Origin of the sequence: Microcystis sp. M31BS1 (assembly GCF_020245285.1) — a bacterium.
GTDB lineage: Bacteria > Cyanobacteriota > Cyanobacteriia > Cyanobacteriales > Microcystaceae > Microcystis > Microcystis panniformis.
This window is the reverse complement of sequence record NZ_JADBVE010000160.1, coordinates 26,467-52,483: the sequence shown is the minus strand read 5'-3', so window position 1 is coordinate 52,483 and position 26,017 is coordinate 26,467. Positions and strand designations below refer to the sequence as shown.

General features: G+C 42.4%; 25 protein-coding genes and 1 pseudogene. 12 read left to right on the top strand and 14 right to left on the bottom strand.

The annotated features are described in order from the left end of the window. Nucleotides 1–397: 397 nt before the first annotated feature. The 5 genes from eno to IM509_RS09250 all read right to left on the bottom strand — a co-directional run bounded on the left by eno (nt 398) and on the right by IM509_RS09250 (nt 7,098). Nucleotides 398–1,696, bottom strand: coding sequence for a phosphopyruvate hydratase (eno, locus tag IM509_RS09270; RefSeq protein ID WP_004161573.1), 1,299 nt, complete (start codon nt 1,694–1,696; stop codon nt 398–400). Nucleotides 1,697–1,742: 46 nt separating this feature from the next. After that, nucleotides 1,743–2,504 (bottom strand): DUF3887 domain-containing protein, encoded by a 762-nt coding sequence (locus tag IM509_RS09265; protein WP_185238001.1) that lies wholly within the window; start codon nt 2,502–2,504, stop codon nt 1,743–1,745. A gap of 115 nt (nt 2,505–2,619) precedes the next feature. Continuing rightward, a complete protein-coding gene (gene glgX, locus IM509_RS09260; RefSeq protein WP_185238002.1) occupies nt 2,620–4,698 on the bottom strand; it encodes a glycogen debranching protein GlgX in 2,079 nt (692 codons plus the stop codon). A gap of 506 nt (nt 4,699–5,204) precedes the next feature. After that, nucleotides 5,205–6,098 (bottom strand): DUF4351 domain-containing protein, encoded by an 894-nt coding sequence (locus tag IM509_RS09255; RefSeq protein ID WP_185238003.1) that lies wholly within the window; start codon nt 6,096–6,098, stop codon nt 5,205–5,207. Between the two features lie 85 nt (nt 6,099–6,183). Then, nucleotides 6,184–7,098, bottom strand: a complete 915-nt coding sequence (locus IM509_RS09250; RefSeq protein WP_072923937.1) for a DUF4351 domain-containing protein — start codon at nt 7,096–7,098, stop codon at nt 6,184–6,186. Nucleotides 7,099–7,248: 150 nt separating this feature from the next. Between IM509_RS09250 and IM509_RS09245 the strand changes: the two genes are divergently transcribed. Then, the gene (locus tag IM509_RS09245; protein ID WP_079210197.1) at nt 7,249–8,955 is read left to right on the top strand and encodes a potassium channel family protein; all 1,707 of its coding nucleotides are present in this window, start codon (nt 7,249–7,251) and stop codon (nt 8,953–8,955) included. After that, nucleotides 8,952–9,206 (top strand): hypothetical protein, encoded by a 255-nt coding sequence (locus tag IM509_RS09240; protein WP_002750132.1) that lies wholly within the window; start codon nt 8,952–8,954, stop codon nt 9,204–9,206. Before IM509_RS09245 ends, IM509_RS09240 begins: the two co-directional genes overlap by 4 nt. Nucleotides 9,207–9,323: 117 nt before the next feature. On the opposite strand, the gene IM509_RS09235 is transcribed toward IM509_RS09240, so the two are convergent. After that, nucleotides 9,324–9,935: a Uma2 family endonuclease gene (locus tag IM509_RS09235; protein WP_002793139.1), complete on the bottom strand. Its 612-nt coding sequence runs from the start codon at nt 9,933–9,935 to the stop codon at nt 9,324–9,326. A 368-nt stretch (nt 9,936–10,303) separates the two neighbouring features. On the opposite strand from IM509_RS09235, the gene IM509_RS09230 reads away from it, so the two are divergent. Continuing rightward, the gene (locus IM509_RS09230; RefSeq protein WP_002740011.1) at nt 10,304–10,510 is read left to right on the top strand and encodes a UPF0223 family protein; all 207 of its coding nucleotides are present in this window, start codon (nt 10,304–10,306) and stop codon (nt 10,508–10,510) included. A gap of 78 nt (nt 10,511–10,588) precedes the next feature. Here the strand turns inward: IM509_RS09230 and IM509_RS09225 are convergent. The 3 genes and pseudogenes from IM509_RS09225 to IM509_RS09215 all read right to left on the bottom strand — a co-directional run. Continuing rightward, nucleotides 10,589–10,861, bottom strand: a pseudogene (locus tag IM509_RS09225) (pentapeptide repeat-containing protein); the annotation flags it as partial. A 50-nt stretch (nt 10,862–10,911) separates the two neighbouring features. Further along, nucleotides 10,912–12,828 carry a pentapeptide repeat-containing protein gene (locus tag IM509_RS09220; protein WP_260441367.1) on the bottom strand — a complete coding sequence of 639 codons (1,917 nt, stop codon included), beginning with the start codon at nt 12,826–12,828 and terminating at the stop codon, nt 10,912–10,914. Nucleotides 12,829–12,869: 41 nt separating this feature from the next. Further along, nucleotides 12,870–13,370 carry a hypothetical protein gene (locus IM509_RS09215; RefSeq protein ID WP_396754481.1) on the bottom strand — a complete coding sequence of 167 codons (501 nt, stop codon included), beginning with the start codon at nt 13,368–13,370 and terminating at the stop codon, nt 12,870–12,872. A gap of 73 nt (nt 13,371–13,443) precedes the next feature. Here IM509_RS09215 and IM509_RS09210 point away from each other — a divergent pair, with 73 nt between their 5' ends. The 8 genes from IM509_RS09210 (at nt 13,444) to IM509_RS09175 (ending at nt 18,776) form a co-directional block, all read left to right on the top strand. Then, nucleotides 13,444–13,698 carry a hypothetical protein gene (locus IM509_RS09210; RefSeq protein ID WP_185238005.1) on the top strand — a complete coding sequence of 85 codons (255 nt, stop codon included), beginning with the start codon at nt 13,444–13,446 and terminating at the stop codon, nt 13,696–13,698. A gap of 383 nt (nt 13,699–14,081) precedes the next feature. Next, nucleotides 14,082–14,318 carry a hypothetical protein gene (locus IM509_RS09205; protein WP_002768195.1) on the top strand — a complete coding sequence of 79 codons (237 nt, stop codon included), beginning with the start codon at nt 14,082–14,084 and terminating at the stop codon, nt 14,316–14,318. Between the two features lie 2 nt (nt 14,319–14,320). Continuing rightward, the gene (locus tag IM509_RS09200) at nt 14,321–14,761 is read left to right on the top strand and encodes a hypothetical protein (RefSeq protein WP_185238006.1); all 441 of its coding nucleotides are present in this window, start codon (nt 14,321–14,323) and stop codon (nt 14,759–14,761) included. Next, nucleotides 14,761–15,351 (top strand): RES family NAD+ phosphorylase, encoded by a 591-nt coding sequence (locus tag IM509_RS09195; protein WP_052277993.1) that lies wholly within the window; start codon nt 14,761–14,763, stop codon nt 15,349–15,351. Before IM509_RS09200 ends, IM509_RS09195 begins: the two co-directional genes overlap by 1 nt. A 383-nt stretch (nt 15,352–15,734) precedes the next feature. Further along, entirely contained in the window at nt 15,735–16,301 is a 567-nt protein-coding gene (locus IM509_RS09190; protein ID WP_072923928.1) for a nicotinate-nucleotide adenylyltransferase, read from the top strand. After that, complete coding sequence (locus tag IM509_RS09185; protein ID WP_185238007.1) at nt 16,298–17,026, top strand: NUDIX hydrolase; 729 nt, start codon at nt 16,298–16,300, stop codon at nt 17,024–17,026. Before IM509_RS09190 ends, IM509_RS09185 begins: the two co-directional genes overlap by 4 nt. A 12-nt stretch (nt 17,027–17,038) precedes the next feature. Continuing rightward, complete coding sequence (locus IM509_RS09180) at nt 17,039–18,697, top strand: NAD+ synthase (RefSeq protein ID WP_185238008.1); 1,659 nt, start codon at nt 17,039–17,041, stop codon at nt 18,695–18,697. After that, nucleotides 18,654–18,776 (top strand): hypothetical protein, encoded by a 123-nt coding sequence (locus IM509_RS09175; protein WP_287716813.1) that lies wholly within the window; start codon nt 18,654–18,656, stop codon nt 18,774–18,776. Before IM509_RS09180 ends, IM509_RS09175 begins: the two co-directional genes overlap by 44 nt. Nucleotides 18,777–18,851: 75 nt before the next feature. Here the strand turns inward: IM509_RS09175 and ygfZ are convergent, their stop codons facing one another. From ygfZ to gap, 3 genes are all read right to left on the bottom strand, one after another. Further along, complete coding sequence (ygfZ, locus tag IM509_RS09170) at nt 18,852–19,865, bottom strand: CAF17-like 4Fe-4S cluster assembly/insertion protein YgfZ (RefSeq protein WP_185238009.1); 1,014 nt, start codon at nt 19,863–19,865, stop codon at nt 18,852–18,854. Further along, entirely contained in the window at nt 19,862–20,230 is a 369-nt protein-coding gene (locus IM509_RS09165) for a hypothetical protein (protein ID WP_002743680.1), read from the bottom strand. The genes ygfZ and IM509_RS09165 overlap by 4 nt, the downstream gene beginning before the upstream one ends. A gap of 522 nt (nt 20,231–20,752) precedes the next feature. After that, nucleotides 20,753–21,787 carry a type I glyceraldehyde-3-phosphate dehydrogenase gene (gene gap / locus IM509_RS09160; RefSeq protein ID WP_052277988.1) on the bottom strand — a complete coding sequence of 345 codons (1,035 nt, stop codon included), beginning with the start codon at nt 21,785–21,787 and terminating at the stop codon, nt 20,753–20,755. A gap of 710 nt (nt 21,788–22,497) precedes the next feature. On the opposite strand from gap, the gene IM509_RS09155 reads away from it, so the two are divergent. Continuing rightward, a complete protein-coding gene (locus IM509_RS09155; protein ID WP_052277987.1) occupies nt 22,498–24,918 on the top strand; it encodes a phosphoketolase family protein in 2,421 nt (806 codons plus the stop codon). A 427-nt stretch (nt 24,919–25,345) separates the two neighbouring features. On the opposite strand, the gene IM509_RS09150 is transcribed toward IM509_RS09155, so the two are convergent. Further along, nucleotides 25,346–25,591, bottom strand: coding sequence for a PIN domain-containing protein (locus IM509_RS09150; protein WP_002768185.1), 246 nt, complete (start codon nt 25,589–25,591; stop codon nt 25,346–25,348). Nucleotides 25,592–25,594: 3 nt separating this feature from the next. Then, nucleotides 25,595–25,855 (bottom strand): hypothetical protein, encoded by a 261-nt coding sequence (locus IM509_RS09145; protein ID WP_185238010.1) that lies wholly within the window; start codon nt 25,853–25,855, stop codon nt 25,595–25,597. Between the last annotated feature and the right edge of the window lie 162 nt (nt 25,856–26,017).

Here is a 26,017-nt window from a genome sequence, read left to right as displayed (position 1 = left end):
GCAAGATTTTGAGAGAATCGTCGTTCAAAACCTCGCGTCTTCATCGGCCCGCGTCCTGTAGGGGCGAAGCATTCGGGCAATAACCTATCGGTGAAACCGGAGATTTTCTATCCGAATGCTTCGCCCGTACTTTTTCAGCAAACCCTAAATAAATACTTCGCCGAAAAAGGTTCCAGCGAAGTACCACAATAGTCAGTGACCAGTTATCAGTTATCAGTACCTTTACTATAACACCTTTGATCCCAAAATCATACCTTCGTGCAGAAAAAGGCCAAAAATAAATACTTCGCCGAAAAGGGTTTCAGCGAAGTACCACAATAGTCAGTGACCAGTTATCAGTTATCAGTTTCTTTAGTATAACACCCTTTTTCGATCAGTGCAAGACTTTTTGCAAATTTTAGGCCAAGAATTTTGGACCCAAACCGACTTTCGGCGCGTACACCGCCCGATCGCCTAATTCTGCTTCGATGCGTAATAAGCGATTATACTTAGCCACCCGTTCACTGCGACTGAGAGAACCAGTTTTAATCTGTCCGGCATTAGTAGCCACCGCCAGATCTGCGATCGTAGTGTCTTCCGTTTCTCCAGAACGATGACTGATGACAGAACGATAACCGTGACGGGTAGCCAGGGCGATCGTTTGTAGGGTTTCCGTCAAAGAACCGATCTGATTGAGCTTAATCAGGATCGAGTTAGCAATACCCAGATCGATCGCTTTTTGCAGACGGATAGGATTAGTCACCATCAAATCATCGCCCACCAACTGAATCCGCGCCCCCAGTTTATCGGTCAATAATTTCCAGTTATCCCAATCTTCCTCGTGTAAACCGTCTTCAATGGAAACAATCGGATAGCGATCGACTAAACTGGCCAAAAAATCCACCATTTCGGCGGGAGAATGGGCCGAACCATCGTAGAGGTATTGACCATCCTTATAGAATTCACTGGCGGCCACATCCATAGCCAAAGCCACCTCCGACCCCGGTTTATAACCAGCACGTTCGATCGATTCAATCAAAATATCCAAAGCTTCCTGATTTGAAGCCAAATTAGGAGCATAACCGCCCTCATCGCCCACACCGGTCAGTAATTTGCGTTCGTGCAAGGCCTTACCCAAAGCGGCGAATACTTCCGCTCCCCAACGCAAACCCTCCTTAAAAGAATCGGCCCCGATGGGGAAGATCATAAACTCCTGAAAATCGACGTTATTATCAGCGTGAGAACCACCATTGATCACGTTCATCATCGGGACGGGTAGCACATTGGCCATCGGACCGCCGAGATAACGATAGAGAGGCAATCCCAGATCCGCCGCCGCTGCTTTGGCCGTAGCCAGAGAGACGGCTAGGATAGCATTAGCCCCTAATTCTCGTTTATTGGCCGTGCCATCGCGATCGATCATCGCTAAATCGATACTAGCTTGGTCGAAAGCATTCATCCCCTCCAAAACCGGGACGATTTTTTCGTGGACATTGCGAACCGCTTTCAGGACACCCTTACCACCGTAACGCTGGGGATCATCATCGCGTAATTCGTGGGCCTCAAAACTACCCGTAGAAGCACCACTGGGAACCTGGGCCAAACCGAGTGCCCCCGATTCTAATAGCACTTCCGCTTCGATCGTGGGACGGCCGCGGGAGTCTAGAATCTCCCTAGCTGCGATCGCTTCGATGGGAACTTCGATTTTATCTAACATAACTTATCGTCTCCAACTCAATTTACGGGGTAATTTCGGCTGATTACTAATTGCCTAAAGGGAAATCCACGTTGACAATCTGCTTTTGATCATCAAAAACGAGGATTAAGGTATCCGTCAGTTTTTCAAATTGAATCGTCACCAACACCAGATCCACACCGTCCGCACCCGAACCTCTTCTGACCTGAGTTCCCACGATCCGACGCACGGGGCCGGTACGCTTGAGTAAATTCTCCCAAGCGCCTTGTACTCTGGTGGGGAAAACTTCCGCTTTCAGGAGAGGATGTAAAAAACCTCGGGCCAGGCCGTAGTCTTTATTGGCCAAGGCCGTGACAAAAGCGGTGCCAATCTCAGAAATACTGCGAAATTCGGGAAAATCGGCGGCAACTATCTGACCGGACCGGTTAAAGGTAACTATCACATCGTCGGTAACTTTCTCAAATTCAACGGTGACAATCACCAGATTGGCATTGATAGCATCGAGTACCTTGGTTTTGACAATGCGCTTAAACGGTCCAGTATTGTCAGTAACCTGGCTTTCCCAGACCTTTTGCAATTTTTCGGCAGTCCAGAGGGGTTTTAGTTGGGGTGACAAAGCTGCAATAACTTTACCGTATTGTTTAGTTCCCAACCATTCTACTAACTGCCGAGCTTGCTTTTCTTCCCGAACAGGATCACCAAGAGCGATCGCATTCGGTTCTAGGTTCGCCTGTACCGGTGAAACAATGAAAGTGGTCGAAGGCAGGGAAAAACCAATTAAACACAAAGAGAGAATCGATACCCGTTTCGCTAATGAAAGCCGCATCATTTCAGCTATTGCTCCGCAAATAAATAACGTTTTTCCACTTGACGATTGAATTGATGCCATTGTTCATTAGTTAAAGCATTCAACATCGGTCGATCGAGCAATATCTCTCCTCTTGTTATACTGGTTTAACGATTAAGACTACCGCGGAACGCGCTTGCACCCGATAGGTTTCCGATTCAATAGCGGCTGCGGCATCTAAATCACAGGCTGCCTCGGACAATTGCCAAGCAGTATCGATGACGCGATGCCATTTTTCCCCTTGTCCCAAGGGGGGTAACTGGAAGTTGAGAGATTCCCAGTAAGCGTTCAGCATAATGTGTAAATACTCGTTCGCCTTGGGATGACGCAGGGAAAAAGCTAAACTGTGGGAATCTTCCGACCAATCGGGTTTACTCAACTGTACGCCATGCCAACTGAGATGGGGTTCAAGACTGGTATAGGTGACTTCTAGCAATTTTTCCTGACGGAAAAGAGCTAATTTTTGATTAAAATCGATCAGTCTCCTTACGAAACACCAAAGATCGAACTCTTGCTCTACCGCACTCCAATCGAACCAACTTAACTGGTTATCCTGACAATAGGCGTTATTGTTGCCCTTTTGGGTGCGTCGCACTTCGTCCCCCATCAACAGCATAGGTGTTCCTTGGGAAATAAACAGGATCGTTAAGAGATTTTTTATTTGTTGCAGTCGCAGGGTTTTAATCCTCTCGTTATTGGTTTCCCCTTCTACCCCACAATTCCAGCTAAAATTATCGTTGCAACCGTCCCGATTCTCCTCGCCGTTAGCCTCGTTGTGTTTCTCGTCGTAGGAAACTAGATCGTTAAGGGTAAAGCCGTCGTGACAGGTAACAAAATTTATACTTCTATTGACATCGGTATCGGGTCTGTGGTATATGTCGGGGCTTCCTAAAATCCGCGCCGCTAATTTGCTGACTATGCCGGCATCTCCCCGGACAAAAGCGCGCACATCATCGCGAAAAGGACCATTCCACTCGGAAAACCAATCGGCAAATTCGACAAATTGACCGACACTATACAATCCTGCTGCATCCCAAGCTTCGGCGATTAATTTTGTGCCGGCTAAGACCGGATCCGATTCGATCGCCCAGATCATGTTATAACCTTTTTGCAGAATCGGTTCCCCGTCCACATTGCGCGATAATACGGCCGCCAGGTCAAAGCGAAAACCATCGACGTGCATTTCCGACACCCAATAGCGCAAACAATCGAGAATCATTTTGCCAACAATGGGATGACTGCCCTTGAGGGTGTTACCACAGCCGGTATAGTTGCTATAGAGGCTTTTATCTTCCCCGTCGAGGATGTAGTAGGTGCGATTATCGATACCTTTCAAGGAAAGAGTCGGCCCGGTTTCGTCCCCCTCGGCGGTATGATTGAAAACCACATCGAGAATCACTTCGATCCCCGCTTTGTGTAAAGCTTTCACCAGATCCCGAAATTCATTCAAAGGACCCAGGGGTGAGCGATCGCTACTGTAACCGGCATGGGGCGCAAAAAAGCCGATCGTGCTATAACCCCAATAGTTAGTTAACCCTGGCATAGCGGCAGCGGGATCAAAGTAATGAATCGGTAACAATTCCACGGCAGTAATGCCTAGGTTTTTCAAATAGGGTATTTTTTCGATTAATCCCGCAAAAGTACCTCTTTTTTCCTCGCTAACGCCGGAATTCGGGTTACGAGTAAAACCACCGACGTGCATTTCGTAGATCAAACTGGCAGAGTAGGGAGTGCGTAGCGGTGCGTCATCTTCCCAATCGTAGCGGCCTGGATCCACTACCAGACCCCGCAAAGCTCGATGACAATTATCGCCTTTTTCGCTGGCAGCTTGTCGATCATAAATTTCCGCACCGACAATCGCTTTCGCATAGGGATCGAGAACTACTTTATCAGGATCGAAGCGATGACCCTGGGCCGGATTATCCGGACCATAGACTCGATAAGCATACACTTGACCGACTCCAATGCCGTGAACGAAAATATGCCAATAGAAAAAAGTGCGATTTTCTTGGGGATTCAGACGAATAATTTGACTAGGTTGCGGGGAATTGGCATCATCAAATAATAATAATTCTATGGCAGTGGCATACTTAGAAAATAGTGAGAAGTTGACACCATCGGCCAAGACAGTCGCACCGACGGGATGGCTTTTACCGTGATCGGTTTTTAAGGTCATTGTCAAGAGATAAGAAGTGATTAGGAGTAGTATAAGATTATTCGGCGTTGCTGAATCAAGCTATGAATGGCAAATGTGTGTCCTATCCAAAAGTTATACCAAATCCGGTTATTAAAAACTGATTAAGTAGGGAGGCACAATTATTTGTAGGATGGGTTAGCGGTAGCGTAACATAATCGGGCGTTGGGTTTCATGCTTCAACCCAACCTACGTTCATCTTATATTTAATTCCACCCACCCACTTATTTATTTACCCTTTTGCCTCTTGCCTGTTGCCTATTGCCTCTCCTGATATGTAGCCTATACTCAACGGATTTAGTATTAGTTTTGGTCTAGGTTTTAAAAATATCACAAAAGAATGTTCAGAACTCAAATCAGCAACGCCAGATTTTAATGGAGATGGCGTGATTAATTTCCAAGACCTTGCCCTATTCAATAAAGCTCTCAATTTCCCGATAGATAAAGAAAACAATTAGAGGAGTTTTCAATGGCCTTTCCCGAAGATTTTAGGCTTGATTAAGCCAATTGATTAAGTCAGCTTGAGTCTCAAAGTCTAGCAATGCTTCTCCTAAGTCTTCTAATTTTTCTACTGAGAGTTTTTGGATAGTTTCAGTGATATGGGGGGGCAGTTCACCAAAACGTCGTTTAAGTAAGCGTAGCACTAGGTTGGCTTCTCCTTGTTGAATCCCTTCGATTCTACCTTTTTGAAGTCCAATGGCTTCTCCTTGTTGAATCGCTGCTTCTCTATCTTGTTCGTATAAAGGGGCTAAACGCATAATAAATTTCCTCTCCTCCTGGGTTCTTTTGGGTAAGGCTTGCAAGTTTCTACTCAAATTGTATAATAATTTTAAGGAAGCTGATTTAAAGGGATGACTAGGAGACAAGGCCTCTAATTCATCAATCGCTCTGGTTCTAGTTCCTCCTCTGCCTAATAATCTTAACCAAAGGGTTTCAGGGGTTTCAGGTAATTGATGCAGGACAATAATGGCTGTGGTTAATGCTGGGGGTAAAAAGTAAATTCCTTCTCCCCAATCTGGATGATTGAGAGCGGAAAAAGCAGTTATAATCCTCTGACTGGCCGTAGGAGTTAGTATCCATAGTCTAGGGATATTTTCTGCTAATAAGGGTTGTTGATGACGGTGAGCTTCTCTTTGTAATTGTTCCCGCACAGTCAACAGTTTAGATAAACAAGCGAGAATTCCCTCAATCGTGACCGGATTGCGATAGGGTTCCAATAAACAAGGGGTTTGAGCTAATTTGCCCAATAAACCTAATTCGGGCGGCATTTCTGGGGAAGTCGGTCGAAAATACACATCGATTTCTTGAGTTTTTGCCGTCACATCAAGGCTAGTTTTCACGTCACCGGAAGAAGAGAGAAAGGTTTCGAGGTAGTCTTTCACTAAATTTATCCCAAAGAAAGCGAGTCAAGACCTAAGTTATTAAATCAATGATGATGATTATTTTATCATCTTCAAAGCCTATTTATTAGTTCAGCCAATTAATTAAGTCAGCTTGACTCTCAAAGTCTAGTAATGCTTCTCCTAAGTCTTCTAATTTTTCTACTGAGAGTTTTTGGATAGTTTCGGTGATATTCGGGGGAAGTTCACCAAAACGTCGGTTAAGCAAGCGTAGCACTACTTTAAATTCTCCTTCTTGAATCCCCTCGATTCTCCCTTCTTGAATCCCTTCGATTCTGCCCTTTTGAATCGCTGCTTCTCTATCTTGTTCGTATAAAGGGGCTAAACGCATAATAAATTTCCTCTCCTCCTGGGTTCTTTTGGGTAAGGCTTGCAAGTTCCTACTCAAATTGTATAATAATTTTAAGGAAGCTGATTTAAAAGGATGACTAGGAGACAAGGCCTCTAATTCATCAATCGCTCTGGTTCTGGTTCCTCCTCTACCTAATAATCTTAACCAAAGGGTTTCAGGGGTTTCAGGTAATTGATGTAGGACAATAAGGGATGTGGTTAATGCTGGAGGTAAAAAATAAATTCCTTCTCCCCAATCTGGGTTATTGAGAGCGGAAAAAGCAGTTATAATTCTTTGACTGGCCGTAGGAGTTAGTATCCATAGTCTAGGAATATTTTCTGCTAATAAGGGTTGTTGATGACGGTGAGCTTCTCTTTGTAATTGTTCCCGCACAGTCAACAGTTTAGATAAACAAGCGAGAATTCCCTCAATCGTGACAGGATTGCGATAGGGTTCCAATAGACAAGGGGTTTGAGCTAATTTGCCCAATAGGCCTAATTCGGGCGGTATTTCTGGGGAAGTCGGTCGAAAATACACATCAATTTCTTGAGTTTCTGCCGTCACATCAAGGCTAGTTTTCACGTCACCGGAAGAAGAGAGAAAGGTTTCGAGGTAATCTTTACTAAATTTATCCCAAAGAAAGCGAGTCAAGACCTAAGTGATCAAATCAATGATGATGGTTATTTTATCATCTTCAAAGCCTGATTAGGAAAATTGGCAATATTGCAGCTTTAGTTACAGATTTTTCCTAGTTTTTGCGCTAGAAATGAAAAGTTAATCAGCAAAAAACGCCCTCGATGAATGAAACCGCAAATCATCGTCTGTGGATTAGGTCGCACGGGTTATAAAATCTTTTGTTTACTCAAACAACAATCTGCGGCAGTAGTAGCGATTAGCGATCGCCAAATGGTCTGCGAATACCAGTCTGATATTATTATCGGCGATCCCTGCTCTCCTAAAACTCTCCTGCAAGCTGGCCTTCCGGATGCAGAAACCCTAGTTTTGGCCATCGATAACGACGCACTCAATCTGGAAATTCTCACCCGCGCCAGGATAATTAACCCGAAAATTCGGATAGTTAACCGACTATTTAACGAAACTTTAGGAGAAAGACTCGATCAAACCCTCCCTGCTCACGTTAGCATGAGCGTTGCTTCCCTAGCAGCCCCGATCTTTTCCTTTGCTGCCCTTGGTAATAAAGCTATCGGTCAATTACAGCTATTCGATCGCCTTTGGCCAATTCAAGAGATAATTATCGAGGAAAATCATCCTTGGTGGGGATTACCCCTCTACGAGCTTTGGGACGATCCGGCCCGGATGTTAATCTATTATCTCCCCGCTCACGACGAAATCGATCTGGTTTCCGCAGTTCTTTTAGGCAAAAAACTCCAAACTGGCGATCATCTCATTATCGGCAATAAACCGACAATTAAGGCAAAACAGCGTTTTAAACTGCAAAAGTGGCTGAGAAATCTGCTCAATCTCCGTCCCTATCAGCACTATGTCCAACCGGTAATTCTTGTCACCCTTTCCCTCCTGGGGATGATTTCCCTTGCTACCATTACCTATCTCAGCGTTAATCAAAAAATTTCCCTTGTCGATTCCCTCTATTTCTCCGTCGGGATGATTACCGGCGCCGGAGGTAACGAAAAAGTGGCCGAATCTACCCCCGATAGTATCAAAATTTTTACCGTGGTCATGATGATTGTCGGTGCGGGGGTTATCGGTATCTGTTATGCTCTCCTCAACGATTTTATTCTCGGTAGTCGCTTTAAGCAGTTTTGGGATGCTACCCGCATTCCCGTCCGCAATCATCACATTATCTGTGGTTTAGGAGGTATCGGCACCCGGATCGTGCGACAATTGCACGACCAAGGCTGTGAAGTGGTGGTGATTGAATCTGACCCCAATAATCGATTTTTGCATTCCGTGCGCTCCTGGGGAATCCCCGTTATCATCGAGGATGCGCGTCTAGTGGCTACCCTAGAAACGGCTAATATTAACAACGCCGAATCTTTGATCGTGGTTACTTACGAGGATATGATTAATGTGGAGATTGCCCTCACTGCTAAAGCGATCGCTCCTAAAATTAATCTAGTTTTACGCTGCTCTCAGGAACAATTCGGGCGATCGATTCAAGAGGTTTTTGATTTTGATACGGTATTATGTCCCCGGGATCTGGCCACCTATTCCTTCGCTGCGGCCGCTTTGGGCGGTAGAATTCTCGGTAATGGCATGACCGATGATCTCCTCTGGGTTGCTTTGGCTACATTAATCACACCTAATCATCCTTTTATGGGGCAAATTGTCAAGGAAGCGGCGATGAATGCCGATTTTGTGCCACTTTACCTAGAAAAACAGGGTCAAACTATCCACGGTTGGCAATTACTGGAAATCACTCTCGATCAAGGTGATATTCTTTATCTAACTATGCCGGCTATGCGTTTACAACAGGTTTGGCAAAATACTTCCCTAACTATTCCCCAATCTTTCCCCGATTTAAAATGATTTCTGGTCTTAATTATCTGAGCAAAGCTAGTTATCGCTGTATCTTGAGTTTAGGCAGTGCCGGCAGTATTTTAAGTCTCGCTAGTGCCAGCAGCATTTTAAGTCTGGTTAGTATCGGCAGTATGCTCAGTATTGGCAGTGTCGGCAGTATTCTCAGTATTGGCAGTGTCGGCAGTATTCTCAGTGTCGGCAGTGTCGGCAGTATATTTGGCATCTTTCAATATCATTCTCTGCCTAACTATCCAGAGTAGTTCTAATGAACTACTTCTCACCGCTTCTTTGTCGATGGCGGTTTTATAAGTTTAAACTGTGGGGCGCTCGCTTTTTATGCAAACAAAATAGAAAGGTTATTAATCGGATTAAGGGATTTATGAGGCTGCGGCAAAACTAACACGACGATAAATTTCTAGCAAGGGAAGTTCAACGTTTAAACTCTCCAGAGGGATTATTTGACTAAGTTGATCGTAGGTTTGTAGTTGCCAGCGATCGCTCTGTGCGAGTCTAAAATATTGCTCAATGTAGGGTTCAGTTTGGCTAACGAGCAGATATTCACAAAAACTTGGCAGGGAACGATATTTTCTAAATTTATCACCTCGATCATATGCTTCCGTGGCGGGGGAAAGCACCTCTACAATAAATAAAGGATTAAGAATTTCGTCTTTGCGATCGCCGTTAAATTCCGGTTCATGGTTAACAACCATGAGATCGGTATAGGTTCCACAATGATATTCAGGAATCCACAGCCGCAGATCGCTGTTATACAGACGAAAATCCCTATCTCTCAATAAAAATCCCAAAAAAACCGAGATATTGATCGCAATTGCGCTGTGGGTTGCGGTTCCTCCAGGCATAAGAATCATTTCTCCATGGCAATATTCATAACGTTCCTGAGAAGTTTCAGCGATCGCCCGATATGCTTCCAAAGTGACAGGGGTTTTGGTGACTGTCGCAATAGTTGGTTTTTCTTGAGCGATAATCATCTTTGTCTTTCTCCGATATTCTAAGTGGCTGGTTATAATTAAATTAATAATGGATTTTAGGTTCGATCCCCCCTGCCCCCCTTGATAAGGGGGGTGCCGATAGGCGGGGGGATCCCCCTTAATAAGGGGGCATCTGATAATTTTTAACGCCTACCCACTTATTAATTAATTTTATGGTTATTTTTTAGGGATTGTGGGGAAGCGATCGCTTTTTATCAAAATAGAATAGAAAGAGCGATCGCAGTTTTTCTGAGGTGAGAGAGAAAAATTTTTTAAGAGCGAACTATCGTTAATTTGATTGTATGTATTATAATTGAGTCGTTAAATTTAAACAAAATACTATACTGTCCTCATCGAGGTTATTGTTGATGAAATCAGAGTATGATCTCGCTAATATGAAAAGTCGTCCTAATCCTTTTGCTCAACAACTCAAGCGGCAGGTCACTTTACCTTTAAGGATTGATGTCATTGATTTCTTTGAAAAAAAAGCAAAAGAAAAAGGAATTTCTTATCAGGAACTAATTGATTTATATCTTCAGGATTGTGTGACAAACGACCGAGAAATTTCTTTTTAGCGATCGCTTTTTATCAAAACAGAATAGAAAGAGCGATCGCATTGTGAGCATCAGTTAATAAAACAATAAAGTTCGGGGTCAGGTATTCAGGTTTGCTAATTGTTCCTGAATATTAGCTTGAGTAGAGAGTTTTTCGGATTTTTCCCATAGAGCGTTAAAGATACTTTTATCTGTCTCGACAACTCTTGTTTGATAGGAAATATAACCTGATTCTGTTTGACCATTCATAATTCTTCTCGCTGTAAAAGAATTTCTGGGAACAGATAAGTTTTCGCTAATCAATAGGTTGGTATTATCCCAACGATAGCCTTCAACATCTTTGGCTTTTTCCTGACAAATACAAGCAACTTCGGCTCTTCTCGACTTTGTGTGATAATTTTTGCTTATGTAAGGTTAAATGCTTACTGGGCAAGACTTTTAGGACTATTTTGAAAGAAGAAACTATCAGTATAGACCTCGTTTACACACAGAAACCAGAAGAGCCCAACTTCTATGCCACAGTTAAGTTGTTCCTGAATCACCTGTAAATGCTTTTGAGTCGGAACTTCAGGAAGAATAAAGACTCGTTGAATAGAAATCTTCCTTTCGATTAGTTCTTGGTTAACTTCCCAGAATTTTTGACCAAGGGGATTATCCCACCAGATGCAATCTGTCATGGAGTGAACAGCCAAGATTCGAGATTGACTTTTAGGATCAATGTGTTTGAGTAGTTGACCAACCTTTTCTAAACGGGATTCGCCGCTAATTTCAATGTTAATTTCAGGCATAATTGTGTTAGTCAAAATTGTGCCATCAAGGAGGGTTAGATTATTTTCATCTAATTTAACATCGGTCAAGTTAGCTCCCGTTAAATTAGCTTTGCTCAAATTGGCTCTTGTTAAATCAGCTTTGCTCAAATTGGCATGACTTAAATCGGCTCCTGTTAAATCAGCATTAGTTAAATTAACCTCCAAAAGATTAGCCTTACTGAAGTTACATCCCATCAATTTTGCATCGGAAAGATTGGCCTCACCATCCATTAAATTGACTTGGCTGAAATTCAGTCCCCGAAAATCTCGTTCGCCAATTTTGTGCAAATATGTCAATTCTTTTGTGCTATGAATATCAGGGTGATATTCCTTGGGTGCATAAACGGCAATCATCGCTTTGACGTAGGCGAAAAAATAAGCCTTGAGAATATTTTCATGGGTGTGGATGGTAATAACTTCTTTACCATCATACTCGACCACCGCCTTGACAGTTACTTCTCCTTGTTGACCCGGTGTCAAGTTGGCTAAATAGATAGATTTAAGGTGATGTTTAATTTCAACTAAATGAGCTAGAGCCTCATTAAAAGCAGTAAAAAGTGCATCTACTGAACCTTTTTTAAAGGCCGATTCAGTGTAACGCTCTTGGGTTTTTGTATTACATAGGATAACTGTCGCGGAAGTTAAATTGTTATTGGCACAGAGAATTTCAAATTTCTCAATTTTCCAGCCTTGAAAAAGCAAAAGATTATCTTCAAAGAATAAGTTGTGTTGAGGCTCGTTTTCTAAAAGCTGATTGAGTTTTACTTTCTCATGTTCCATGGCAGCTTTACCGAGATTTTTGAGAGTTCTTTCGATAGATGCTGGCGAGGTATCTTCCCCTAAAAACTGTAAGAATAGGGAAGGAGAACCCACAAAAGGATACCCACTGGCAATGAATTCTCGATCTCTGATGGTGATAATACTTTCTAGGCTATACTTTCTGGCAATCTCAACTTGAATTGCCGTTGTTAAATTAACGTTGGGATATTTTTCTAGGTCGATTTCTTTCAAGTTAACTTGGCCGACGTTAATCTTGCTCAGAAGTTCAATGATCGAACGATTGGCATATTCTTGAGATTTAAGATTTTGCATACTATGCCAAATTTGTATTAATCCCATTTCGCCGCTGTAAGGATTAATTTTTTCCTCTAAAACAAGTCCCATAACCCTAGTAGCTTCACTGTTAAGAGTCGTCTGATTTCGTAATAAAAACTCTTCAATTAGATCAGCGTCAATTAAGACTTTTGGAGCTTGAGAATTGTTATCTTTTGATTGGAATACCTCTAAGTTATCCAGAAAAAAATCAATATTTATACTAGGATGATTAGTCACTTTATGTAAACTAAGCTTGATTTCGTACTGCACAAAATCATCAGATTCGCTTTCGAGATTATTTCTCAAATCCCAAAGTTTTTTAATCACTTGAGGCTCAGGATATTCTCCCAATTTCCTTATGATTTCAGCACGATGATCGCTATTCTGTTCATTGTCTAGTTGAGCTAACAACCCATTAATAATGGTGTTTTCCATTTTTAAATCAATCTCCTTGATTGGTGGTCTTCTCATCCGCACTAATTGTGTCTGACAGGAAAAGACTGCTCTAATTGAGAATTTTCAGCGTAGCGTGTTCGCAAAACTCTCACTGATTCATCATCATTAATGTCAACAAGATAGCCCTTTTTAAAGAGAATCCTTCTTAGGGAAGTAATTCCCAGACGATCACTGTCATCTAAATCAAGATAAAGTTTAAGATGGGATCCTAGATTTTTGTTGAAATCTGCGTTTAGATTTTTGCCGCTGCTATGATTGAACATTTCAGCCAAATCATCGGCGGAATAAAGTCCTGTAGCCGCCAGATAGAAAAGAATTTCGTATTTTTCAGATAGGGGTCCGATTTCTGCCAACAAATCTCGTAGCTTGGAAATATCCAAACCACAGTTTCTTGCCTGCTTTTGGGCATCACACAGTGATGGGGGCATTGACGAGAGCGTCTTCATGGCTGTATTACAGTTTCTTGCCTGCCTTTCGGCATCGGATAGGTTTTGGGGCATTTCGGATAGGTTTTGGGGCATTTCGGATAGGTTTTGGGGCATTGACGAGAGCGTCTTCATGGCTGTATTTTCGAGCTAGTTAGCATATTTTGAAATGGAGTACCAACAATTATTGTTTAATGATAGCAACAATTATTGGTTTAAATGGGCAATATTTGTTGGTTTAAATGGGCAATATTTATTGGTTGATATCCTTACAGTAAGTGATTATATTGTGGATACCATTGAAGAAAATAGAGCGATAGTAAAAAACAGTACAAAAAAGCTGGTCGAGTGTTGCCGCACTGCCCAGCCTGAATTAAATAAACGTTCTACCTATCGCTTCCCGTCTTTATTATCTCCACCCTGACGTTTTGCTAGTTCGTTGATGGTGTAGATAAAAACGTAGTCGTAGGGATGAATCTTCCCGACAGCTACGCCGTAAGCAAGGGAGCTTAGGAGCATGACAGTGAGTAAGTTCTTCATTGATTGACCTCCTGGCTTCTTAGTCCACTAATAAGGTTTTTAAGTCTCCTGGTGGGCTGTTGAGAGGGCTAATCCCGATGATGCGAAGCTAGGAGAGGGCCAGTATCCTCGCGGGTGCTGGCTCTTTACTCATCATTATCATCCCCGCATAGTAGCCCATGAGGGTAGATTGAGTCAAGCTAATAATGTTAGGGATTCCTGACACGAGGAGCAAAACACTACTAGGCAAAAACAAAGATCCTGATCAAATCAACTGCCACCTTAGCCATGAAAGCACTTAGCCACAAAACAGAAGATTTGAGTATAGCCGATGTCTCATCCTATTACCCCGATCAATGGGTGGTCGTAGAGATCACTGGTCGCGACAAATATGGCTGGCCAGAGAAAGGTAAGGTTATTGGCTACTCGGACGATAAACGTAAGCTGATACAAGAAACTAAACATTTGAAGGGAGACTTGTATTTGTTTTATACAGGCCTTGTTGACGGTGGTAGAGTTGCTTAAAAATGTTAGAATCTATACAAAAAACACAATCTCCTTTAGCTTTGGCCCCTGCGTTGGAGGCTGCCATTAAACGAGGCGAAGAAGCGAAGAAACGGTTCCTATCTAAGCAAGGCGGAACCTTAACCAGCGCCGAGGTTTGTAGTGTTTTAGCCTGTAGTTCTTTGGAATTAGAAACTATGAGGCTCAATCATCGGGTCTTAGGTTTATCTGTCAACGAAGAATTAGTTTATCCTGCTTGGCAATTTATTGATGGCAAAGTTTTGTCTGGTTTAGACCAAGTGTTAGCCGTCCTAAAAGAAGACGGTGCTTGGACACAAATGCTCTTTCTGCTTACGGGTGATATTCGTTTAGAGGGAGCAACCCCGCTAGAAAAACTCCAAAAGGGAGAAATCGAGCCAGTGGTTTGGGCCGCTAAGTGCTACGGGAGTCATAGCGCGGCGTAATGGGTTTGCCTCCTTTTCCCCTCCCACCAGACGATTTTAGTCAGCGTCAATTGCCCGTCATTGAAACCCCAGGCCCCTGGCTAAGATTAAATAAAACCGGACACCTTTCTAGTCTTCATTTTGACCGCAGTGGTAGCGGTCGTTTCGATGGACCCAATCAGGGCTATGGGCTTCTCTATGTGGGTGATGAGTACAGTACCTTTATTGAATGTTTTGGCCGAACATTTGACGGAGCCGTAACCGTTACAGCCCTAAGAAATAGAAATCTTTTTAGAATTAGAAGTGATCGCACTTTACTGTTGGCCGACTTAACGGGGCCGGCCCTTGTTCGTATAGGAATAGATGCCCGCATTTCTTCCGGTGATTATGAATATTGTCGGACTTGGGGGCAGGCAATTTGGGAACATCCCCAAGGAGTAGATGGGATTAGATACCGTTCTCGTCATGATGATAGTGTCTATTCCGTTGGGCTTTTTGATCGGGTTAGAAACCATTTGCAAGAAGACAACTTAGGTAATTTATACGATGATAATTCATCCTGTTTAGGTGAAATTTTGGAGCATTATGATTATGCTCTTATTCAAGAATAAGTATATTTTTGCAATTAGACGCAATCTCCCCTATTCAGAACGGCCAAGTGTTAGGGAATTTTCTGTTAAGTTAATAGCAGCCCACTCGTCGCAAAACTTCACTGATCACTGATTACTGATCACTGATCCTCTTGCCCTATTTTGGTAAAATCAACTATAATGGGGAGAAGTTAAGTAGCTGGTTATAATTAAATTAAAAATAGATTTTAGGTTCGATCCCCCCTGCCCCCCTTAATAAGGGGGGTGCCGATCCCCCCTTAGTCCCCCCTTAATCCCCCCTTAATAAGGGGGGCATCTGACAACTTTTAACACCTACCTACTTAATTTTTGCCAAGCTTGAGCAGACTTAAACTAATCCCTCAGTGAGCAAGCAATTGAATCCTATGCTTAAAATTGCCCTTTTTGGAACCAGTGCCGATCCTCCTACTGCCGGTCATCAAGCCATACTAAAATGGTTATCGGAACAATACGATATTGTTGCGGTTTGGGCTGCCGATAATCCCTTTAAAAATCATCAAACCAGTCTCGAACATCGTCTGAGGATGTTAAATTTGCTCATCCGGGATATTCAACCCCCAAGGGATAATATACAACTGCGACGAGAATTAAGCGATCGACGTAGCTTAATTAGTGTGGAAAAAGCGCAAGCAATTTGGGGAGAACAGGAGGAATATACCCTAGTCATCGGTTCTGATTTAGCTGGACAAATTAGGCACTGGTATCGTAGCCGAGAATTACTAGAAAAAGTCAAAATTCTCGTGATTCCTCGTCCAGGCTATCCTATTAATCAAGATGATATTGAACAACTGCAAACATTAGGGGGTGATTGTCTGATTGCCGATGTCTTTGCTCCGGCTGTATCCTCAACAGATTATCGAGAAAAAGGCGATAAACAGGCTGTTCCCGCACCGATTAAAGATTATATCGAAGGTCAAAAACTTTACGCATGAAACCGCAAAAGACCCTAGCTAATAAATCTCTAGCTGATTTTAAAGTGGGAGTTGATAACGTGATCTTTTCCGTTGATACCCAATTAAATCGGCTGCTAGTGCTTCTGATTAAAAGACGGGAAGAACCCTTTAGTAATTACTGGAGTTTACCCGGAACTTTAGTTAGAAATGGGGAATCACTGGAAACGGCAGCCTATCGAATTTTAGCCGAGAAAATTAGTGTTAATAATCTCTACCTGGAACAGTTATATACTTTTGGCAGTCCAGAGGGAGATTCCCCAGCAGCGGCCGAGAGTTTTGGGAAACGTTATCTATCGGTGAGTTACTTCGCTTTAGTGCGGTTTGAAGAAGCAAAATTAATCACTGAACGGGATTATAACACCACTTGGTATATGATTGATAAAGTGCCAGATTTAGCCTTTAATCACGGTCAAATTTTGGAATATGGCTGGCGAAGATTACGCAATAAAGTAGAATATAGTCCCGTCGCTTTTGAGGTTTTACCAGAATTATTTACTTTAAATGATCTTTATCAATTTTATGAGACAATTTTAGGTAAAAATTTTAGTGATTATTCTAACTTCAGAAATCGGCTATTGAAATTAGGATTTCTCAAGGATATGGGTTTAAAAGTCTCTCGTGGTGCTGGTCGTCCCGCTAGTTTATATCGCTTTGATGAAAAAGCTTTTGCTCCCTTTAAAGAGCAACCGTTAGTTTTTGTTTAAATAGGAAAAAATATGAGAATTGCTATCGCTCAATTAAATCCCATTGTTGGAGATATCGAAGGAAATGCCCAAAGAATTTTAGAGGCTGCTCAAACGGCATTTAATCAGGGAGCAGAATTACTTTTAACCCCAGAATTATCCCTCTGTGGTTATCCTCCCAGAGACTTATTATTAAATCTGGGTTTTGTGGAGAAAATGTCTCAACAATTGCAATTATTGTCCCAACAATTACCAGAAAAGTTAGCTGTCTTAGTCGGTTTTGTCGAAAAAAATCCCTCGGCAACGGTCAGAGGGGAAAAGCCGTTATTTAATAGCATAGCTTTGTTGAAAAGTCAAGAGATTAAACAAATTTTTACTAAACGTTTATTGCCTACCTACGATGTTTTTGATGAGGATCGTTACTTTGCTTCTGGGAAAGAAAGTCAATATTTTCAAATAACAGAAAATAATGTAAAAATCGGTGTAACTATCTGTGAAGATGTTTGGAATGATGAACAATTTTGGGGTCAGCGTCAATACGCAGTTAATCCCATCGCCGATTTAGCTAATTTAGGAGTGGATTTAATCGTTAATCTTTCCGCTTCTCCCTACAGTGTCGGTAAGCAAAAATTGCGAGAATCTTTATTATCCCATAGTGCCACTAGATATAATTTACCGATAGTTTATGTCAATCAAGTGGGAGGTAATGATGATTTAATTTTTGATGGTGACAGTGTTGCTTTTAACCGACAAGGAGAAGTGATTTATCGCGCTCAGGCATTTACTTCTAGCCTAGAATTGATCGAGTTTAATCAAGATTTGTTACCCGCAGTTATTCATCCTTTACCTGTCGATGAAGATGAGGAAATTTATCAAGCTTTAGTCTTAGGAGTGCGAGATTATGTGCAGAAATGCGGTTTTAAACGGGTAATTTTTGGCTTGAGTGGTGGCATTGATTCCAGTTTAGTTGCCGCTATTGCCAGCGACGCATTAGGTAAAGAAAATGTTCTCGCTGTGATGATGCCTTCTCCCTATAGTTCCGACCATTCGATTAGCGATGCAGTGGCTTTAGTTAATAATTTAGGTATCAAAAGTGAGAAGTTAGCAATTAAAGAAATTATGAACGCTTATGATCAACTTTTAGATGGTCTTTTTGCGGGGACTGATTTCGGTATTGCTGAAGAAAATCTTCAGTCACGCATTCGCGGTAATTTATTGATGGCTCTCTCTAATAAATTCGGACATTTACTATTATCCACTGGCAATAAATCAGAAATGGCGGTGGGATATTGCACCCTTTACGGTGATATGAATGGTGGTTTAGCAGTGATTGCTGATGTGCCGAAAACCCGCGTTTATTCCCTCTGTCGCTGGTTAAATCGGCACGGGGAAATTATTCCCCTTAATGTGATTAATAAAGCTCCTAGTGCTGAATTAAAACCCAATCAGAAGGATCAAGATTCTTTACCTCCCTACGAGATTTTAGATGCCATTTTAGCACTATTAATCGATCGCCATCAATCTGCCGAACAAATTATCGCCGCCGGTTTTGAGGCTGAAATTGTGCAGAAAGTGATTAAATTAGTTAAAAATGCCGAATTTAAGCGCAAACAAGCTCCCCCTGGTCTAAAAATTAGCGATCGCGCTTTTGGCACTGGTTGGCGAATGCCCATCGCTAGTCGTTGGGGTTAGGGGGGTTTTTCAGTTATCAGTTATCAGTTATCAGTTATCAGTTATTAGTTATCAGTTATCAGTTATCAGTTATCACTAACCCAGGCGGGCGTTGGGTTTCATACTTCAACCCAACCTACGTTCTGTTCACTGATTACTGATTACTGATTACTGTTCACTGAAAGGGGTATTCGTGAGAGAGGAAGGGTAAGGGGATTAATTCTCCTGTTGCCTCGCCGATTTGTACTTTTAAACCCTCTCCTCCCGCTTTTGTTTTCACATAACCCAAGCCAAAATCCGCCAGCACACTGGTGAGTAAACCGACTTTTTGCGCTTCTAAAATAATCGGGGTATTGCTGGGGACGGGTTGGCTGAGTTTTATACCCCAAAGTCTTTGTTTTACGCCTTTATAGGTGTTAAGACGGGCGATAGTTTCTTGACCAATATAACAACCCTTATCAAAGACAATCGCTCGCCATAAACCAGCCTCTAAAGGGTTATAATCTTCAGTTAATTCTCGATCGACTGCCGGTCGGCCCTGATGGATTCTTAGGTATTCCCACACCTGTTCATCGGCGGGAGTAACGCCATTTTTAATTAAATTTTCCCAAAGGGGACCGGCTTCGGCGGCGGCAACGATTAAAGTATATCCGGGTAGATCTAAGCCGGTGCCGACGGCGACTCTCAGGGCGGGTTCAGAAAGGAGATAATGACTATGCTGCATCCCCGTTAAAATCTGCTCTGGAACGGCGATTTTTTGCAGGTATTGCCCGCTTTCAGTACCGATTAGGGTGAAAATGCTAAAATTATCGGTTAAGTCGCTAATTTCCACCTTATCGAAGGGGAAAATATAGCGATCGATCAATTCCAGTAAAAATTGACGACGTTGGGGAGAAACGAGGATGAGGAGGGAATCATCGCCGGCGTAAACTGTGACAAAATCGAGGGTACGACCGGTAGAGTTAAGGAAAATTGTCTCACAACCTTGACCCGGTTTCAGGCGATCGATAGCGTTACTGGTTTGATTGTGGAGAAAACGCAGTCGATCCTGGCCTTTTAATTCTAATAAACCCCAATCGGAGCGATCGATTAAAATTGTTTGGGATGCTAAACTTTGGGGATCATTGTGGTAATCTTTGAGAAAATTAGCGGCATACTCTGCCTTGATCGTGTCTAAATCTGCTTTCATTGGGGTAAATTAGCGAATAATTGCTTAATAATACGCTCGGTTTTTGTTTCCAAACTCTGCCAATCTAGTTCACCGGTGGGGTCGAGGAGACTGGTATCGATGGTGACGCTCTCTCCCTCATCGGTGGGATAATCGAGAAAACAGACTTGAAAACAAAGTTCCCAAATATTTACAGTAACGGAGCGATCGAGATAAGTCAAACAGAGCAGATAACTGGGATAGGGATCTTGAATTTCTGTATAAGTTCCTTTCCAGAGGGAATTTTCTAACTGTTTGCGCAGATTATCCAGCACCCGAATAAATGCCGGTTGCATTAATAATTGTGCCTGTTCCCAAGCAGTAATATCTTTAAATTTTGGATTCATCTTATCAGTTATCAGTTATCAGTTATCAGTTATCAGATTTGAGGATTAAGTGGGGGGATACCCCTGCCACCCTTGATAAGGGGGGATCTGGCAATTTTTAACACCCACCTACTTATTAAGTGAGCAATATTAAATAGGGTTTACTGAAAAAGTACGGGCGAAGCATTCGGATAGAAAATCTACGGTTTCACCGATAGGTTATTGCCCGAATGCTTCGCCCCTACAGGACGCAATCGCCGCTCAAGATGCCCGGTTTTGAAGCGCGATTCTCTCAAAATCTTGCACCTGTGGGAGCGAGAAAAGCCACAAAACCCTTGCCTTGCCTACATTTCACATTTATTCAGCAAACCCTAAATAGACAAAGACATACATTTCAGCCCTAGAACTATTTTGTTTAACTCTTGGAGATGTCTAATGGCATTAACAGTGCTGTCTTTTCACTGTTTACTGTTTACTGGTTACTGTTCACTGTTCACTGTTTACTGATAACTGGTTACTGATAACTGATAACTGATAACTGATTTAGGCTGTTACTAGGGTTGCTTCCTTAGCTGCCATCATTTTCATCAGGTCTAACATCCGGCAGGAGTAACCCCATTCGTTATCGTACCAAGAGACGACCTTAAAGAAATTGGCATTAAGTTGAATGCCAGCTTTAGCATCAAAGATACTGGAATGGGGGTCGGTGATAAAGTCACTCGATACCACTTCCTCATCGGTATAACCGAGGATACCTTTCATCGGTCCTTCGCTGGCGGCTTTCATAGCGGCGCAGATTTCCTCGTAACTGGTGGCTTTTTCGGTTTTAAAGGTTAAATCCACCGCCGAAACGTTGGGAGTTGGCACACGGAAGGCCATACCGGTTAATTTGCCTTTTAGGGAAGGAATAACTAGGGTTACTGCTTTGGCTGCTCCCGTGGAGGAGGGGATAATATTTTGACCAGCGCCGCGACCACCGCGCCAATCTTTTTTCGATGGACCATCCACGGTGGGTTGAGTGGCGGTCATCGAGTGTACCGTGGTCATTAATCCTTCCGCTAGTCCGAAGTTATCGTTAATAACTTTGGTGATCGGGGCTAAACAATTGGTGGTACAACTAGCGTTAGAGACGATCAGATCCTTAGCGGGATCGTACTCATTGTCGTTAACGCCCAGTACAATAGTACGAATTTTGTCCGGATCTTTGGTGGGTGCGGAGATAACCACTCGTTTGGCCCCTGCTTCTAGGTGTTTTCCGGCCCCTTCTGCGGTGGTAAATAAACCGGTGGACTCAACCACATAATCGGCCCCGGTTGCACCCCAGGGCAGTTGAGCAGGGTCTTTAATCGAGTAACAGGGGATAAACTTACCATCCACGACGATGCCATCTTCTTTCGCTTCTACCGTACCCTGAAAACGTCCGTGGGTGGAGTCGTATTTGAGCAGATAGGCAATATTATCGGGGGGGACGAGATCATTGATACCAACAAACTCGAAATCAGGATTTTGGATACCCGCCCTAAAAACGAGGCGACCGATACGACCAAATCCGTTGATAGCGACTCTTACTTTTGTCATGAAAAAAACTCCTTTGCAGCTGCGATAAGCTTAGGCACGATCAAGAAAAAATAATTTGAGAATTGATTGGCCTTTAGAGAATCACTATATATGCTAATCAGCTTTTGTTGATCGCTAGATGAAGTATAGAAAGATTTTAAGTTTCAGTGCTTCAAAAGCTCTCCTGCAAAAATCAAAAATCTTTCGTTAGGTGAGAAGACAGGAGACTCCGAGACAGGAGACTCCGAGACAGGAGACTCCGAGACAGGAGACAAAAGATAACTATAATATCCATAAAATCTAAGATTATGTCAAATTTATCCGATTTTTTTAGATATTTTGACCTGATAGCGGCTCTAAAACTTACTTTTGCAGGAGGTCTAAAGATAAAAAATAATAAATTTGCTATCCTAGTAGTCCTCACCACCGGCATCGAGAAGGCCTAATTAGGCTCTTCCCGACAAAAAAGTTCTCAGAGAATTTATTGCTCTATAAGTTAAGAAGACATTAATTTTCCTTTAAAAGCCATTTAAAAACCCCGCCCGACTGACATAAATTACCCAAGCAGGATCGGCAAAATATAGCTTATTTTAATAGTTTTTTGCGCCCCAAAAGGTTAGACTCTTGATTACAGTTTGAAAACTGACCGAGGGTTAACCCTCTCGATAATCTGGAGAAATTGTCTATCAACTCTCTTAATCTCATCGTTCATAGATATTGGAGAAATATTCATGGTATCCGCACCAGAAAGACCCTTAACAGAGCAAAATCCCCTTTCTCAAGACGAACTCTACAAAACCCATGCCTATTGGCGCGCTTGTAACTATTTAGCTGTAGGTATGATTTATCTGCGCGATAATCCCCTGCTCAAGGAACATCTTAAACCCGAACACGTTAAGTATCGCTTACTTGGTCACTGGGGAGCAAGTCCGGCCTTAAGTTTTACCTACGTTCACCTCAACCGTTTAATCAAAAAATACGACCTCGATGTGATTTTTATGGCCGGTCCCGGCCATGGAGCGCCGGGGGTACTCGGTCCGGTTTATCTAGAAGGAACCTATTCGGAAATTTACCCCGATAAAAGTGAAGACGAGGAAGGATTACAAAAATTCTTTAAACAATTTTCTTTTCCCGGTCACATCGGTAGTCACGTCACCCCCGAAACCCCCGGTTCTATCCATGAGGGCGGCGAACTGGGTTATAGTGTTTCCCATGCCTACGGTTCTGTTTTTGACAATCCCGACCTAATTACGGCCGTGGTGGTGGGTGATGGGGAAGCAGAAACCGGTCCCCTTGCTACCGCATGGCACTCGAATAAATTCCTTAACCCGATTCGCGATGGTGCGGTACTGCCAATTTTAAACTTAAACGGTTATAAAATCGCTAATCCCACCATTCTCTCCCGTATTTCGACCCACGAGTTAGAAAGTCTCTTTGTTGGTTACGGTTACACTCCCTACATCGTCGAATGTAAGGAAGATGAAGACCTGCTGCACTGCCATCAAAAAATGGCCGCCACCCTAGAACACTGTATCAATCAGATTCGCTCCTATCAACAGGAAGCTCGCAGCACGGGAGTAGCTAAACGTTACCCCTGGCCAATGATTATCCTCCGGTCTCCCAAGGGTTGGACCGGTCCGAAAAATGTTGATGGTCATAAAGTAGAAGGATTCTGGCGCGCTCACCAAGTCCCCATGGGTGGGATGCACGAAAACCCCGACCACTTGAGAAAATTAGAGGAGTGGATGAAAAGCTATAACCCGGAGGAATTATTTGACTATACCACGGGTCAATTTAAGCCGGAATTTAAAGAACTCGCTCCTATTGGTCATCGTCGCATGAGTGCTAATCCGCACGCTAATGGCGGATTGCTGCGTAAAGATCTAAAAATGCCCGATTTTCGTCAATATGCCGTAGATGTCACCCACCCGGGCCAAGTGGAAGCGGAAAATACGGGAGTGATGGGGGTATTTTTGCGGGATGTAATGCGAAATAATATGACTAATTTTCGCGTTTTTGGTCCCGATGAAACTGCTTCTAATCGTTTAGCGGCTCTCTATGAAGTGACTAAAAAAGCTTGGTTAGCTGATACCTATCCCGAGGATTTAGATGGTAGCCAATTATCTCCCGATGGTCGTGTGATGGAGATGCTGAGTGAACATACTTTAGTCGGTTGGTTAGAGGGTTATTTATTATCCGGCCGTCACGGTTTATTTCACTCCTACGAGGCTTTTGCTCATGTTATCGATTCCATGTTCAACCAACACGCTAAATGGCTCGATATCTGCAAAAATCATGTACCTTGGCGTGCTTCTGTTTCCTCTTGGAATCTGTTATTATCCTCGGTGGTTTGGCGGCAGGATCACAATGGTTTTAGTCACCAAGACCCCGGTTTTATCGATTTAGTAACCAATAAAAGTGCCGACGTGGTGCGGGTTTATCTTCCCCCCGATGGTAACTGTTTATTAAGTGTGGCTAACCACTGTCTCAAGAGCAAGGATTACACTAATATTATCGTTGCTGATAAACAGAAACACCTGCAATACTTGACTATTGAAGAAGCAATTAAACACTGCACTAAAGGTATCGGTATTTGGGATTGGGCCAGTAACGATGATGACGGAACAAATCCCGATGAACCAGATGTAATTATGGCTTGCTGTGGGGATATTATCACTAAAGAATCTTTAGCGGCCACGGCAATTCTGCGGGAGGAATTCCCTTACTTAAAAGTTCGCTTTATCAATGTGGTTGATCTGTTTAAATTACAGTCGGAAAGTGAACACCCCCATGGTTTATCGGAACGGGATTTTGATAGTTTATTTACCCCTGATAAGCCAATTATCTTTAATTTCCACGGTTATCCTTGGCTGATTCATAAACTTACCTACCGTCGCAGTAATCAAGAACGTATTCATGTGCGCGGTTACAAAGAAGAGGGGAATATTAATACTCCCCTAGAATTGGCGATTCGTAACCAAGTTGATCGTTTTCATTTAGTAATTGATGTCATTGATCGCGTGCCGAAATTAGGTTCTGCTGCTGGTCATGTGAAGGAACGGATGAAAAATGCTATTATCGAAAATCTCGATTATGCTTTTACCAATGGTATCGATAAGGACGAGATTACTAACTGGAAATGGCCCTATTAATTAGGCTAGAAAGTGGTTTAGGTGATGATAATTTATTAGTTTATTGATAAATTTCATCTTCCTATTCCACCTAAAAAATATTCTTGATTTTCTACAGGGTGAGAGCATCTCAAAAGCTATTGACAATTGGCCAATGTTGAAAAGGGTTAATTAGGGTTTGCTGAATAAATTTGAAATGTAGGCAAAGTAAAGGTTTTGGGGCTTTTCTCGCGAAACAGGTGCAAGATTTTGAGAGAATCTTCGTTCAAAACCTTGCGTCTTCATCGGCCCGCGTCCTGTAGGGGCGAAGCATTCGGACAATAACCTATCGGTGAAAAGGTAGATTTTCTATCCGAATGCTTCGCCCGTACTTATTCAGCAAACCCTAATTAGATTTAATTTACTAAGAAAATTAAAATCATCAATATTGCGAGTTACAATTGTTAAATTATAAACGAAAGCTGTTCCCGCAATAATGGCATCTTCTAAGGACATCTTTCTGATTTATTTTAAAGTTACTGCTTGTAAAAAATTCTTCAAAATAGACTTTATCTTGATGAGTTAACCGATGGTAGCCTAAAACTTCCAGATAGGATAAAGCAGAGACATAAGGAGAATTTTCTGCAATAAACTCCCGGAGAAACTCATTTTCCAATTGAGCGGCATAGATAATAATATTACTATCTAATAACATGATTTAATCCCGATCAGGAAGATAGCGATCGCACCGATTTTGTTGTTGCCACTGTTGGGTATCAACATCAGTAAAAGTATTATTGTTAGCAATTTTTTTCAAAGCATTGGCCATTTTTTGACCGTTAGATCGATTTTCACCAATGATATTTTCTTCTAGTAAGGTAATATAAACATTAACAGGATATTCTGAGTTGATTTCAGGGGTTTCATCAAGCCATTGAAGGGTATTATTTTTCAAAATTGCTTTAAAGGTTTTTAGCATAGTTTTCTCCACCGTTAAATGATACAGGATAAATGATTCAGACTAGCCCTAACCCAATTTTAACACAAGACCAACCCAACAAACTCCCCTGAACTCAATCTTTTAAGTTAACGTCTTTGGATCATTTCCTAATCAAAAGTTCATTACCAGAGCGAAAAATTA